General features: G+C 66.6%; 13 protein-coding genes. 8 read left to right on the top strand and 5 right to left on the bottom strand.

From position 1 onward, the window contains the following. Nucleotides 1–51: 51 nt before the first annotated feature. Both ACSHXC_RS19710 and ACSHXC_RS19705 read right to left on the bottom strand, forming a co-directional pair. Entirely contained in the window at nt 52–996 is a 945-nt protein-coding gene (locus ACSHXC_RS19710; RefSeq protein WP_438292801.1) for an FkbM family methyltransferase, read from the bottom strand. A gap of 128 nt (nt 997–1,124) precedes the next feature. Next, on the bottom strand, nt 1,125–2,348 hold the full coding sequence (locus ACSHXC_RS19705; RefSeq protein WP_438296703.1) for an amidohydrolase family protein: 1,224 nt from the start codon (nt 2,346–2,348) through the stop codon (nt 1,125–1,127). Nucleotides 2,349–2,524: 176 nt separating this feature from the next. Here ACSHXC_RS19705 and ACSHXC_RS19700 point away from each other — a divergent pair, with 176 nt between their 5' ends. From ACSHXC_RS19700 to ACSHXC_RS19690, 3 genes are all read left to right on the top strand, one after another. Next, nucleotides 2,525–2,974, top strand: a complete 450-nt coding sequence (locus ACSHXC_RS19700; protein ID WP_438292800.1) for a DoxX family protein — start codon at nt 2,525–2,527, stop codon at nt 2,972–2,974. 518 nt (nt 2,975–3,492) lie between these two features. Continuing rightward, nucleotides 3,493–4,047: a hypothetical protein gene (locus ACSHXC_RS19695; protein WP_438292799.1), complete on the top strand. Its 555-nt coding sequence runs from the start codon at nt 3,493–3,495 to the stop codon at nt 4,045–4,047. A 164-nt stretch (nt 4,048–4,211) separates the two neighbouring features. Next, a complete protein-coding gene (locus ACSHXC_RS19690) occupies nt 4,212–4,802 on the top strand; it encodes a hypothetical protein (protein WP_438292798.1) in 591 nt (196 codons plus the stop codon). Between the two features lie 171 nt (nt 4,803–4,973). Here ACSHXC_RS19690 and ACSHXC_RS19685 read toward each other — a convergent pair whose 3' ends face one another. From ACSHXC_RS19685 to ACSHXC_RS19675, 3 genes are read right to left on the bottom strand one after another with little or no spacing between them, the layout of a single operon-like run. Further along, complete coding sequence (locus tag ACSHXC_RS19685) at nt 4,974–5,321, bottom strand: GntR family transcriptional regulator (protein WP_438292797.1); 348 nt, start codon at nt 5,319–5,321, stop codon at nt 4,974–4,976. A gap of 1 nt (nt 5,322) precedes the next feature. Continuing rightward, the gene (locus ACSHXC_RS19680; RefSeq protein WP_438292796.1) at nt 5,323–5,808 is read right to left on the bottom strand and encodes a hypothetical protein; all 486 of its coding nucleotides are present in this window, start codon (nt 5,806–5,808) and stop codon (nt 5,323–5,325) included. Then, nucleotides 5,805–6,329, bottom strand: a complete 525-nt coding sequence (locus ACSHXC_RS19675; RefSeq protein ID WP_438292795.1) for a DUF1648 domain-containing protein — start codon at nt 6,327–6,329, stop codon at nt 5,805–5,807. Before ACSHXC_RS19675 ends, ACSHXC_RS19680 begins: the two co-directional genes overlap by 4 nt. A 194-nt stretch (nt 6,330–6,523) precedes the next feature. On the opposite strand from ACSHXC_RS19675, the gene ACSHXC_RS19670 reads away from it, so the two are divergent. The 5 genes from ACSHXC_RS19670 to ACSHXC_RS19650 all read left to right on the top strand — a co-directional run bounded on the left by ACSHXC_RS19670 (nt 6,524) and on the right by ACSHXC_RS19650 (nt 14,226). After that, nucleotides 6,524–7,195, top strand: a complete 672-nt coding sequence (locus ACSHXC_RS19670) for a hypothetical protein (RefSeq protein ID WP_438292794.1) — start codon at nt 6,524–6,526, stop codon at nt 7,193–7,195. 121 nt (nt 7,196–7,316) lie between these two features. Then, on the top strand, nt 7,317–7,916 hold the full coding sequence (locus ACSHXC_RS19665; protein ID WP_438292793.1) for an SdpA family antimicrobial peptide system protein: 600 nt from the start codon (nt 7,317–7,319) through the stop codon (nt 7,914–7,916). Next, nucleotides 7,913–8,860, top strand: coding sequence for a sporulation-delaying protein SdpB family protein (locus ACSHXC_RS19660; protein ID WP_438292792.1), 948 nt, complete (start codon nt 7,913–7,915; stop codon nt 8,858–8,860). Before ACSHXC_RS19665 ends, ACSHXC_RS19660 begins: the two co-directional genes overlap by 4 nt. A gap of 158 nt (nt 8,861–9,018) precedes the next feature. Further along, nucleotides 9,019–9,474, top strand: a complete 456-nt coding sequence (locus ACSHXC_RS19655; protein WP_438292791.1) for a hypothetical protein — start codon at nt 9,019–9,021, stop codon at nt 9,472–9,474. A gap of 744 nt (nt 9,475–10,218) precedes the next feature. Beyond that, a complete protein-coding gene (locus tag ACSHXC_RS19650) occupies nt 10,219–14,226 on the top strand; it encodes an nSTAND1 domain-containing NTPase (RefSeq protein WP_438292790.1) in 4,008 nt (1,335 codons plus the stop codon).

Below are 14,226 nucleotides of genomic sequence, written 5' to 3'. Positions count from 1 at the left end.
CGCACCAGGAAGTCCGATCCGTGAGCGTGCCCGCTGCTGGGAAAGCCGCCCTCAAGCCTGCGGCGGTCCTGGGAGAGCAGTCAGTTCCTCGGCATCGATGCGCGAGAAAACTAGCTCTGTCTCCCCTTCGATCGGCCCACGCCAGCGGATCGGCGCCACGGGGTGCCGCATCGCTCGCGGGTAGCTCGCCGGCGAGTAGTCGGTGGGCAACCGGTAGGCATGGAACCCGTGCTTCTGCATGGTCTCCATCAACTGCTCTACCGAGTCGCCAAGTTGCGCCATGCGATCCGGGGTCACCTCCACGGCGATCTCCGCATCCGGTCGAAGCTGATCAAGTAGAGGAGCGAGGCCACGGACGACTCCGCCCTCCGCCCCCTCCACATCAATCTTGATCACGCGGGCTCTGGCCACCTCGTCCGACTGCAGGACCTCCGGAAGCGGGAACGCCTCCATGTCGAACGTGGACTCCGCCGGACCGTCGTACGGGACGATCGAGTTCGCGCCCATGTTGCGTGAACTGGCGAGTACGAACGTCAGCGTCTTGCGCTCGTCCGACACAGCGGTGTTGACCGCGCGGATGTTGTCGCACTGATTGAGCGCCGCGTGCTGCAGCACCCTGCGGTGGAAGGCAGGCGATGCCTCGATCGCCACTGCCCGCCCCGTACTGCCCACGAGGCGGGAGCCAAGCACGGCGAACACCCCGATGTTGGCGCCGACGTCCACGAACACGTCGCCGGGGCGCAGCCGACTCTGCAGCCATACGGTCATGTGGGGCTCCCACGCCCCGAAGAGATACAGGAACCGCTGAATCAGATCCGTGGTGTCGACGGCGAACCGGGCGCCGGACCGGTCCTCGACCACCCGTTGCCGTGGGTGATCGCGGAGGTACGAGTTCAGAAACCGCTCAGCCAGCTCTGCCTTGCCAACGGTGCCCGGAGCATGACGAACGTACCTGCGGCCGAGGGTGACCAGAACATCTGCGAGAGGGGTAGCCATGCGCTCGCCTTCCGTGGATCCCGAGTCACCGTAACCCCCGGCACAGACCTCGGACACGGCTCAGGGCATCGAGGCCGAATAAGCTCCGGCCCGCTGTGCGGGAAGTACTCCTGGCTGATCCACCCGGATCAAACCCGCCCTTGGTCGAGAGGGAGATCCAACATTCTGATGGCGTTCCCGCGCAGCAACTTGTACGCCACATCATCAGGCAGTCCTGCCATGTGCTCGGCCGCCACCTGCTTCGTATGCGGCCATGTCGAGTCGACGTGCGGATAGTCCGTCTCAAAGGTCGCGTTGTTCACACCCACGGTCTCGATGGCCTCGATGCCGTGCTTATCGCGGAAGAAGCAGCAGAAGATCTGCCGGTAGTAGTACGAGGACGGCGGTTCCGGGATCAGGTCCTTCACGCCGCCCCAAGCCCGGTGCTCTTCCCATACATCGTCGGCACGTTCCAAGGCATACGGAATCCACCCCATCTGCCCCTCGCTGTAGGCAAGCTTCAGGCGCGGGAACTTCACCAGGACCCCAGAGAAGAGGAAGTCCATCATCGAAGCCATGGCGTTGTTGAAGCTGAGCGCAGCTTGAACCGCCGGAGGGGCATCGGGTGATGCTGCGGGCATCTGCGACGACGAGCCGATGTGCATGTTCACCACGGTCCCCGTCTCCTCGCAGGCCGCGAAGAATGGATCCCAGTAGCCGGAGTGGATCGACGGGAGGCCGAGGTACGTCGGGATCTCGGAGAACGTCACTGCGCGCACGCCACGAGCAGCGTTGCGCTTGATCTCGGCAACGGCGAGGTCGATGTCCCACAGCGGAATGAGGCACAGCGGAATCAGCCGGCCCCCGCTGTCGCCGCACCACTCCTCCACCATCCAGTCGTTGTACGCCCGCACGCAGGCGAGCCCGACCTCCTTGTCCTGGGCCTCGGCGAAGGTCTGCCCGCAGAAGCGGGGGAAGGTCGGGAAGCAGAGCGAGGCCTCGACGTGGTTCAGGTCCATGTCCTCTAGGCGGGCCTTCGGGTCCCAGCAGCCTCGGCGCATCTGCTCGCGCGTGATGCCGTCAAGCGTCATCTCGTCACGGGAGAAGCCGACGGCCGCGATGATGCGCTTGTAGGGGAAGATCGAACCCTCGTACTCCCACCAGTCGGTGATCTGGCCTTCCGGGTCCGTCGTGAACTTGTACTTCCCTCCGATGTACGCCAGCTCGCCGATGCCCGCGGTGAAGGGCTTCGGGCCTCGGTCCCGGTACTTGCTCGGGAGCCACCGGTCAAAGAGGTGCGCGGGTTCGATCACGTGGTCATCCACGCTGATGACCCGGGGGAGTTCCTTGGTGCTGGCTTCGTTGCTGACCACGCGATTGCCCCCTACTGCCTGCCGGTTCACGACTGTTTCTGACGGTCCATCAGATTCAGCGTATGGGCGCGACGGACCCAACGGCAAGCGGCAGCACCGAACTTGGCTCTTGCGGGATCAGGACGCATCCGCTGAACTGACGTGCCGTCAGTTCAGCTGCCTGGAGGGATGACCTGATGCAAACGATGTGGCTCAGCGGGGCCGAATGGCTCGCCGTCCTACGGATCGGTCTCGGCCTCTGGTGGCTGGAAAGCTGGCGCCACAAGGACAAGGAGGACTGGTTCCGGGGCGGTGGCATTGCGTGGGCCGCCAGCATCGCCGAGAAACACCGCTGGCAGCTCGTTCAGTCAGGCTTCGTCCTCGTGGTCAAGCCGCGCCCACGGTTGATGGCGTACATCGTCGCGTACGCGGAACTGGCCCTCGGGCTTGGCCTCATCTTCGGCGTGCTGACACCGATCGCCCTCGTGGGCGGGCTCGTACTCAACCTGATCTATCTCGTGCTCATGATCCACGACGTGGCCGAGCTGGGCCAGAACCTCATGATGGCGCTGATGTCAGGCGTGTTGCTGTTCGGGCTGGGGTGGCAGGCCTGGTCTGTTGATGCACTGCTTGGGCTATTCGTGTAGCCCTGGCGCTCGCTGTTCTCCTCCGGGTCCCCACAGCCTCTGCGGAGCACCTCGTCGGCTGGTGGGGCGCCCGACAGCGCACAACGGCGCGGCGCGTGGAGGGTACGCCCGGAGTACGAGCACCTGCACGCCTGCGCAGGCACCAGTACACCGCAGCCAAACCGCGGCTTCACCCTCGGCTTCTGCGGACAAGCCGTAGGAGGTAGCGGGTGGCCGCTCCGCTGTACGCAACGTAGATCTGCGAGCCAGGTACCCACTGTCGGGTGGACAACCAGGCGGGGACTGATGTGATCGCCCCTCTTCGGCGGCCTCAGAGTTCGAGCGGACCGCTCAAAGAGAGGCTGAAACAGTAGGGGTGTCACACCAGTCACAACGTCACGCGCCCCACAACCAGCGCGCAGCCGACCGTGACGAGTCGTGACACCCCCTGTTTCAGCCAAGCCCCTACCCCATGTCGACCCGCACTCCTAAGATCGTCCAGACCTCTTTAGGAGTGAGCCTCGGGGTAGGGGGATTTCGTGGGCACCGGCGAGCAGCTCGTGACGATCGCCGCGGTGCTGCTGGGTGCGGTGACGACGCATGTCACGAACCACCTCATGGAGCGGAACCGTATGAAGTACCAGCTCACGACGCGCTGGGACGACAAGAAGCTCGATGCCTACGACGGGTACGTCGACAGAGTCCGCTCCTGCATATTCCTCGCGGTCCAGCTCTACGAGACGAAGGAAGGTCTCCGCGAACGCGAGCAGCCTGACGCCGAGATCCTGGCGGAGATGAAAGAGGCCGGCCATTTGCGGGGGCGAGCCTTCGAACGGGTCATGCTGCTCGGCGGGGACGACGTAGTTGAGGCGGCACACGACCTCAACGCCGCAGGGCTCCAAGTCGACTGGCAGGCGACCGGAAAAGCCGCCGGAAGCCTGGAGGACTGGCGAGACCGCAACCGTGCCGTCTTCCGGTCGATCAACTCGTTCCACGAAGCCGCTCGTGCAGACCTCGGCGTCAGCGGCAGCGTGACCGGCGAACAGCATCCGGAGCGCGATCTCCTGCTTCCGCCTCCTCGCTCCGACTCATGACGTGACGCTCGGCCAGATTGCCGCGCGTAACGGATCAGTCGCTGCGCATCCCTGGTCTGTTCATGCCCAACATGCCACCCTGCCCGGCATCGTTCGCTCTCCGACGTGATCCGCAGGCGGAGAGCGTCACCCGCACTGTCGTCCTGGTCGACGAGGAGAAGGCAATGAGCGAGCAGAACCACGACCAAGAAGTGGGCACGCCGACCGAAGGTAGCGAACATCAGGAGACGGCAAACCCTCTCAGGACAAGCCACATGGCTCGCGCTCAGAGCGCTGCCGCCCGTGCTGCCGCCGTCTTCCACCACATCGAAGGCACTGGTGATGACGAGAAGCACCCTGACGGGGCTGCAAAGGCGGAGATCCTCTTCAAGGCCACCCACGCTGCCCGCGTAGCCGCTCAAGCTCTCGCCGTTCTGTCCGAAAGCCAACCCAATCCTGCAGCGGACTCCCGCTGCGCGAGGAACGCCGCTGCGGCGGCCTCTCAGGCCGCCCAGATGGGCCAACTCCACGACGACGGCAGCGAGCTTTCCGCTGCAGCCGCCCGAGCTGCCGTCAAGGCGGCCCAAGTCGCCGGGGCCGCTGCGGTAGCGGGGGCCCTGGGCGAGAACGAGACCCTGAACGCCGAGGCGGACGCGGCCGAGAAAGCTGCCGTTGCAGCCGCCGAGGCCGCCGGCTGGATACGCCCGGGGGAGCAGATTCAGGAGGTCTCAACCGGCACCCGGAGCGCTGACGTGATGGCGATGATGCACTTCTGACGAGTGAGGAGGCGGCCGCGCAGTTGCTCGGGATCTCGCAGCGCACCGTGGAGCGGTGCGTGAAAGGGCCAGCAGAAGAAGCCCCACCTCCTCTGCCCAGGCCGCTGGCGCCACGCAGCTCCAGGACATCGCCGCCGAAGGCATCCAGGAGGCGTCAGAGACGGGTCATGGTTAGAGGCGTTCGCTGACGAGTTGGAGAATGTCGTTGCTGGTCATGCCTGATTTCCGCGCGAGTTGAATGAAGTGTTGGCAGGCTTCGCTGACCAGGGCTTTCGCAGGGGTGTCGGCGGTGACGACTGCCCCTCGTCCGGGGCGGAGTTCGATGAGGTGTTCGTCTTTGAGGATCTGGTAGCCGCGCAGGACGGTGTGCATGTTGACGTCCAGGGCGCGGGCCAGACCTCGGGTCGGGGGAAGGCGATCGCCTTTGTGGAGTTTGCCGTCGGCCATGTCGCGGCGTACGGAGGCGGCGATCTGCTCCGCGAGGCTCAGGGGCGAGGAGTGGTCGAGGGTGACCAGCATGTCAGGGACCTTTGTGTCCGCGGGCCAGCAGTTGGTTGGTGAGCTGGGCTGCCGTGTCGGCGTCGTCGATGGTGATCACGAATTGGTTCCCGTTGGTGAGGGTGAGCCACAGGGCGTCGCCCTCCCGCAGTGAGATGGCGCTGAGCCCCGCGTTCCACCGGTATCCCCATCCCCCGATCTCGGTGGGCCGGGTCCAGCGGGCTGAGGCGTGCTTGATGCGGTCGAGTGGGAATCGGCGCCGCAGGAAGGGAAGGAGAGCTGATCCGGCGGTGACGCCGTCGTGGGACACGGTGACGCGGATGGCGCCGGTGATGAGGAAGGCGACGGAGACGATCAGGAGCCACAGGGCGATGGCCCGGTGCGGCCGGTCGACGGCTGCGATGACGAGAAGGCCGACCGCTGAGACAAGGCCCGTGGCGAGCATCCAGCCGCTGGTGAGGTGGCGGTGCCAGACCGTCACGGTGGTCGAGGTCGGGTCCTGGCTCATGCCTGCCTCCTGGAGATGAACCAGGCGGCTGCGCCCAGGGCGACTCCCACGACGACAGCCACTGGCAGTTGCAGGAGGGGGAGTTGCGCGCTGTGCCCGTCGGAGGTGCTGACGCTCCACATGACGGCGATGAGGAAGTAGGCGGTGGCGGCAGCCAAGCCTACGGAGAAGGCGCAGAGCGCCCTGGTGGTGGTCAGGGCCGACCGGGGGGAGAAGCCGGCAGCGGCGGTGCCGGCGGCTTCGACGAGGAACACCAGCATGTATTGGCCAACTACTGCGCCGGGCGAGCTGTAGCCGTCGGCGGTGCCGCCGAGCGTGAAGTGGGTAGCCACTTTGTCGGGGAACGAGCCCCTGAACAGCAGGAACGCGATGAGGGTGGCTAATGCCCCGCCGGCGAAGGGTGCGGACACTATCGCTATCCGGCGGGCAAGGCTGGTAGGTGCTGTGCGGTTCGCGGACATGAGTACGGCGTTCTTCCTGTGAGTCACGTCACCGAAGTTGTTCGCATCGGAGTAGAGCAACTATAGCGTTCGATGATCCACATACCCCGTGCCGCGACCTCGTATACGGCGCTGCGCCGGTTTGGCTTGTTCACGTGGCGTTACCCCGCAATTACGTTGACCTTCATTCGAACGTTTGTAAGTTTTTACTCGTTCACGATCATTGGTCGCGCTGAGTGACCACTGGTCTCTCGCAAGGCAACAGGGAGCTACCCATGCACAGACGCGCCAGCGTCGCTATCGCCGCCGTCACCGTCCTCGGTCTCGGTGGTGTTGTGGCCCAGCAGGCCGTGGCCACACCCGCAGCACCCCACGCCGCTTCGTCGTTAACCTCGGGTTCCGTCTCGAAGGCCGACGCGACCCGGGACGGGCGTTCGCTCTTCGAGGGCCTGGCCTTCGCTCAGGGCTCCGTCGCGAAGAAGCTCGCAGACTCGGGCAAGTTCGTGGATATCGCTGCCCTCCGGGAGAAGAACAGCACCACCGAGCAGAGGCAGGCCGTCGCCGGAGTGCTCGACAAGATCCAGAAGGAGCGGCCGCAGTTCTTCAGCTCTTTCTCGACCAAGCTGCGCTCCGGGGACCCCCGGCAGGTGGCAAGCGGTGTCGCCGAAGCCGGCGAGGTCTTGAAGTCGCAGTCGACCACGGCGGTCACCAAGGCCAACGACACCGGCGCTGGCGTGGCGCAGTGCGCCACCGTCGTACTCGCCGTCAACGTCCTGGTCGCCGTGAACCTGGGCGGAGCGGTCAACGTCTCGGTCGCCGTCAACATCCAGGCAGCCGGAAACATCGTGAACGCGCTCAACTTCTGGTCCTCCGCGCCCGCCAAGGGCGAAGGATCCCTGACCAAGGATGAGCAGATTGCCCAGCTGACGCAGGTCCTGGCGGCCTAAGCGCTCTCGGGGTGGCGGGCCTTGCGCCAAGGCGCCTGGCGGTCGGCCCGCCACTCCCTTTGGTCCCCCGCTCACTCACGCGGGTTCCCGCGCTTTCCGACAGTCAAGGGCATCCCTTCCCATGCGTCTCACTGACAGAATCCAGCTGCGTTCTCCCGCCCCCGGCCACACGGTTGCGGTGCCCCGGTCCTGGGCCACGGCGACGATCGTCGCCTGGGTCATCGCGTGCCTGTACGTAGCCCAGAGCTTCCTGCCGCACAACGTCATCTCGCTTCCCTGGCAAGACAACACCCGCAAAGCGGCCACGGTCGTGGCCCCCCAGGGCTGGGCCTTCTTCACCAAGTCCGCGAAGGACGCCCAGTACGCCCCCTATCGCGTCAATGACGGCAAGTGGCAGAGCGCCGCGCTCACCCCGCACTCCAGAACCTCGAACGCCTTTGGTCTCGACCGCGCTTCCAGGTCCCAGGGCATCGAGATAGCCCTGCTCCTGCACCAGGACAACGCCAAGTGGACGTCGTGCGAAGAAACTCCCTCACTGACGGACTGCCTGACCCGCGCCGCCGCGCAGGCGATCAAGACGACCAACCCGTCGCCGGCTCCCACCCTGTGCGGACGCGCCGCCGTGGCAGAGATGCGGCCCACCCCCTGGGCCTGGCGAAATCTCTCCCCCGAACGGCACACCCCTGAACGCGTCGTCGTCTGGGATGTGAAGTGCCCGTGAACCACTACCGCTTCCCGGCGCCCTGGACCAACGTCTACGGGCTCGCCCGAACCCTCGTAGCGCTGGGCACCGCTGGAACCCTGGCCGCGTCCAGCGCCGAAACCCTCTTCCGGCCGGTGGCCACCGTCGGCGACTACCCGCTCTGCAACTCCACCACCGCGGCCAGCCTCTTCTGTCTCGCGCCCGACAACTACAGCCACCTGACCTGGCTCAAGTGGGCATGCGTCGCCACCCTGTTGGTGATCGCCTCGGGCTGGCGGCCCCGGTTCACCGCACTACCGCACGCCTACATCAACTACAGCGTCTTCTCCGGCATCGCCATCGTCGACGGCGGCGACCAGATCGCCCTGATCCTCTCCGTTCTCTTCGTGCTCCCGGCCGTCGGAGACAGGCGCCGCTGGCACTGGGAGCAGCCCGAAGAGGAGATACCCCAGACGCCCAGCGCCCGGGCGCTCGCGCTCATCGGCACCAGCGGACTGATCATGCTGCGGCTGCAGATGGTCGTCGTCTACCTCCAGGCGGTGGTTGCCAAGCTGCCCCACACTGAATGGCAGGACGGCACCGCGATGTGGTACTGGGGCAGCAACCTCGACTTCGGCCCCGCCCCATGGCTCGACACCCTCGTCGCGCCGGTCATCAGCAGTGCGCTGGGGGTGGCGATGATGACCTGGCTCCCCCTGGTCATCGAGGCTTCCTTGGCGCTCTCGTTGCTGCTTCCACAGCGACTGCGCTGGTGGACCATGGGAGCCGGCCTCGTCTTCCACCTGTGCATCGCCCTCATGATGGGTCTGTGGAGCTTCGCGCTGGCCATGTCGGGCGGAATCCTCCTGCTGTGCTTGCCACTCGGCTCCACCATTCACGTGCGGCCCACCCTCGCCAGCCCCGGCGGCTCCAGCGGCGACCAGCAGGACCTTGCTGAGCAGAAGACCCTCACCAACCGCTGAGTACGTCGTCGTGCTTCGCGCACAACGCTGCTGCCAGCACCCTGCGATCGCGAAATCCCCCCTCCACCCCAACCGCCCGCCCCTCGTCATCGACGGGGTGCGCGCTGCCGCTTCCACGTCCGAAGCCTCCACCCGACAACCAATTAAGGAACCGCTTGATGTCTGCTCGCACATGGGCCTGGGCAACCGCCACCGCTGGTGCCCTCCTCAGCCTCGCCGCCGCTCCCGCCGGAGCAGCTACCCCCGCCCCGACCACAAACACCGTCAGTTGGGCTGCCAGCTACGGAACAGCACACTCTGACGGTCAGCGCTGGCTGCAAAAGACAGAATCGCCCTTCTCCAGCGACCTCGTGGTCAGCGGCAAGCTGACGAATTCCGGTGAGGGCTGCTACTCCGTGTGGACCCAGTTCACCTTCGACCTCGCCCCCCTTCCCGCCTTCAAGCAGGCACAGCTGTGCGGATCAGGAACCACAGACATCCACCTATCGCAGAGTTACCAGCCGACGACAACAGGCACGGTCTTCATATGCAAGGGAACGGAACGCCCGACAGACTGCGGCGCCCGCGAATACATCACCAGCTGGCCGACCGGGGCCGTGAGCGCGGTCCAGTAGGCCGCACTTTCCGTGCCTTAGCACAACCGCGGTATCCACAGCCTTGATCACTTCGGAACAGCCCCGCGGGCTCCAACTCCACTGCTGATGGCGATCTTAGAACTGGCCGCCAACGCCCCTCATCAGGCAACGTTCGCCCTGTCGACGACAGCGCGGCGGTTACAGGACCTTCGCGGTGCGTCACCGGGTACGGCGGCCGAGGTCTCGTCCCGGCAAACGCAGACGAGGCGGCTCTCTGAGAGAGCCGCCTCGTCTATTTCTACGTCGGCTACGGTCAGCGTCATCTGCGGCCACCCGCTGCATTCCCACCCGTATGCTGCGGCGCCGGTCCCTCCCCTGTTGGGACCGGTGCCGCACCACACGGGCAACGCCGATCCGCGCCAGTGCGGCACGGATCAAGAAGAGGCCGGACTCGTGGTCGACACCACAGCAGTCCGCATCGGACTGTGTCTCCGGATCCTCAGGCCCACACGACGACATCGTCGCCGCCATCTCGTTACTCCGACGTAAGTCGACCGAGAACATGCCACGTCATGATTGGCCTCTCCGAGCACCGAGCCGGTGGCCTCACCGGGTTACGCCCTGTCGCTTCCCTGCTACAGCGAGATCCTGCCAGGTACGGCTTCGGGCGGGGAGGTCCGGACATCGCGCTAGCGGCTTAGCCGCAGGTCAGCCCGATAGGGTGAGTTTTCCGGTCCGGATGCTTGTGCCAGGTGCGGGGGCTAGTGAGAGGTGGAGGAGACCTTGAGTTCAGGCTCAGGGGCACGCACGGCTTTCGCGGAACGTCTCGCGCTGCTGTACCAGGAGGCTGGCGACCCTCCGCTCAAGCGCGTCGCTGAGGGGGTCGTCCGGCTTCAGCGGGTCGACGAACGAGGGCGACCCGTGAGGGTGTCCGCTCAGCGGATCAGCGACTGGCGACGGGCCAAGAACGTGCCTGCCCAGTTCGCCACCCTCGCAGTGGTACTGCACATCCTGATACCCGAAGCACGGCGCTCGCGGCCCGCCCCCGTATCCGCGGGTCTGTACGACCTGGCTCAGTGGCAGCTCCTGTGGGAGCGCGCGGTTGCCGATCCGATCGGCGACCGCCCCGTGCCATCCACGGAAGAGAAGGAACAGCCCCCGGCCGAAGCCCCGGCTGTCCCTGGTGGCGTGTGTCCGTACAGAGGCCTGGCTTCGTACCGTCAGCAAGACGCCCGGTGGTTCTTCGGCCGAGAGCGGAGCACGGATGCCCTCGTCGCTCAGCTCCACGCAGTGGAGAAGACCGGGGGCCTGGTCATGCTCGTGGGCGCCTCAGGAGCAGGAAAATCGTCCCTGCTGAACGCCGGCTTGGTGCCCACACTGCAGGACGGCGCTCCGAGCGGCGAGAACGGTCAGGCGCGGGAGGTGCTCCAGCTCGTACCGGGAGTCGATCCTGTCGGGGAGCTGACCCACCGGATCCCTGAGCTTGCTGCTGTCGTCTCTGCCGCGGGGGGCCCAGCCGCCGAGGCGCCCAGCACGCAGCAATTCGGGCGTGCGGTACGGCAGGCTGTCGCGGCCTGGGTGGAACGCCAGACATCTTCTGCCGCTCCTCCGGTCATCATCGTGGACCAGTTCGAGGAAGCGTTCACCCTCTGCTCCGACGAGGCGAACAAGCGCCAGTTCATCCAGCTCCTCCATGCGGCCTGCACGCCCGCCGACTCGGGTAGCCCCGCCCCCGTGCTTGTCGTCCTCGGCATACGCGCCGACTTCTACGAGCAATGCCTCTCGTATCCGGAACTGGCCGACGCTCTGCAGCACCGGCACATGGTGCTCGGCCCCCTGACCAGCGCGGAGCTGCGTGAAGCGGTGACCGGCCCGGCCAAGGCCGTGGGCATGGAACTCGAACCCGGACTGACCGAGTTGATCGTCCGGGAAGTGAGCACCGACGGCCCCCGTGGGGGACAGAGTGCGGGTGCACTGCCGCTCCTCTCCCACGCCCTGCTCGCCACCTGGCAACGCCGGAAGGGGGGAAGGCTGACGCTGGCCGGCTACCGCGCGGCGGGCGGAATCCAGGGGGCGGTGGCGGCGACTGCCGAGCGCGCCTGGTCCGACCTCGACCCGGCTGCACGCACGGCCGCGAGGCTGCTCCTCCTCAGGCTGGTCAGGCTGGGCGAGGACACCCAGGCCACCCGCAGGCGCGGGACGCGCCGCCAGCTGGCGGAGGAGTCGACGGACTCCAACAAGACGGAGGAATCGCTCGAAGCGCTGGTTCGCGCCCGATTGGTGACGCTCGACGCGGAGACCGTGGAGATCACTCATGAAGCGCTGCTCCACGCCTGGCCTCGCCTGCGTGACTGGATCGACGAGGACCGGGCCGGCAACCTGCTGCGCCAGCGGCTGGAGGAGGACGGCAGGGCCTGGGAGGAATCCCACCGTGACACGTCCCTGCTCTACCGGGGTTCGCGTCTGGAACAGGCCCGTGCCTGGGCAAAGTCTGCCGGCGACACCTTTCTGACCCGGGCCGCGGTGGAGTTTCTGGCTGCTTCGGTCAAGCTGCGCAAGCGCACGGTCTGGATCATGCGCGGTGCTGTTTCGGCTCTGGTCGTCCTGGCGATGCTGGCTGTCGGTGCGGCGGTGGTCGCATGGCAGCAGCGGGACGATGCCGTGTTCGAGCAGGTCGTCGCCGAAGCCGATCGCGTCCAGCACACGGACCCGTCGCTGTCAGCCCAGCTCGCCCTGGTGGCACACAACTTGCGGCCGGACGACGAGGGCGCGAACAACCGGCTCATCTCGATAGTGAACGCGCCGCTGGCCACCCCACTCCTTGGCCATACCGGCGCCGTCTACCTCACCTCGTTCAGCCCGAACGGACGGATCCTGGCCACCGCCAGCTACGACCGGACCGTCCGGTTGTGGGATGTGGCGGACTCTGCTCGCCCCAAGCCGCTGGGCAAGCCTCTCATCGGCCACACGAGCTGGGTGAGCACCGCGGTCTTCAGCCCTGACGGCCAGACCCTCGCCAGCGCTTCGGACGACGGCACGATTCGACTGTGGGACGTACGGGATCCCAGCCAGCCGCAACCGCTCGGCGCACCCGTGACCGGTCATGACGGCACGATCTACCTCCTCGCGTTCAGCCCGGACGGACACACGCTGGCCAGCGCCACTGAAGATCACACCGTTCGCCTGTGGGACGTGGCCGACCCCCGCCAACCCAAGGATCGTGGTGTCCTGGCGGGCCCCACCGCTGCCGTACGCTCCGTGGCGTTCAGCCCCGACGGACGGACGCTGGCAGCGGGTTGCGACAACGGTTCGGTCAGGCTGTGGGACATGGCCGATCCGGGTCATCCGGTGCCGCTCGACACGGTACTGACCGGCCACACGAGCACGGTGCACTCCGTAGCCTTCAGCCCCGACGGCCACACCCTCGCCAGCGGGGGCAAGGACGACACCGTCCGGCTCTGGAATGTGGCCGACCCGCGCCACGCGGTGCCGATCGGTTCGCCGCTCACCGGCCACACCGGTCCCATCTGGTCAGTGGCCTTCAGCCCTGACGGGACCATGCTCGCCGCCGGCAGCGCGGACAGCACGGCGAGCCTGTGGAACGTCAGCGATCCGGCCTACCCATCGCAGGTCGGCGAGCCTCTCGCGGGGAGCAGCGGCGAGATGTACGCCTTGGCCTTCAGCCCCGATGGCCGAACCCTCGCCACGGGAAGTGGCGACAGTAAGGTCCGCCTGTGGTCGATACCGGCGTCGGACATGATCGGCCGAGTCGGAGCGTTCCGCCCGGATGGCCGGGTCCTCGCGACGGCCGCGCGCGACGACAGGGTTCGCCTGTGGAACGTGGATACTCCGGGCCGGCCTGTGCCGCTGAGCAAACCGTTCACGCCCGGGGAGGGTGACGCGCGTTCGCTGGTGTTCTCCCCCGACGGCCGCACGCTCGCGGTGCTGATGGGAAGCCAGTCGGTGCGGCTGTGGAATGTCTCCGATCCGACTCGGCCCATCTCCTACGGGCCGCCCATCGAGTTGCGGACCCGATTCTCGGGAGCCGATTCGCTGGCCTTCAGTCCGGACGGGCGCACGCTGGCAACCGACTACGACGACCGCACCATACAGCTGTGGGACGTCAGCAACCCGTCCCACCATGTTCCGCTCGGCACGCCGCTTACCGGCCACAAGGGCTACGTCAACTCCCTTGTCTTCAGCCCGGACGGCCGAACTCTCGCCAGTGGCAGTGCGGACGACACCATCCGGCTCTGGAACGTCGCCGACCCGCACCACGCGGTACTGCTCGGGTCACCTCTCACGGGGCACCTCGGCCCCGTCAACACGCTCTCCTACAGTCCGGACGGCAAGACGCTGGCCAGCGGCAGCGACGACGACACCGTCCGGCTCTGGAACATCACCCATCCGTCCAAGGCCAACCGGTTGGGCTCCCCGCTCACCGGCCACACCGAAGCGGTCGTGTCACTGACGTTCAGCCAGGACGGCCGCACCCTGGCAAGTGGCGGCAACGACAACACGGTCCGGCTCTGGGACATCGCCCGCCCGTCCACGGCCTCGCCGATCGGCCAATCGATGAGCCCCAACGCCAAGACGGGAAATTTCCTGTCGTTCAGCCCCAAAAACCACATGCTCGGAGTGTCGAGCGGCAGCGACACCGTCCGGCTGTGGAACTTGGACGCCAGCGAGGCCATCAGCCGCATTTGCTCAACCACTCGGGGCGTCCTGACACCGGAGAAGTGGCACGAGAATCTGCCTCGCCTCTCATACGCGCCACCTTGCGACCAGTGA

This window comes from Streptomyces sp. HUAS TT7 (assembly GCF_051550175.1).
In the GTDB taxonomy this organism is placed as follows: Bacteria; Actinomycetota; Actinomycetes; order Streptomycetales; family Streptomycetaceae; genus Streptomyces.
Note: the sequence above shows the minus strand (reverse complement) of the source record. Positions and strands in the feature narration are given on the sequence as shown.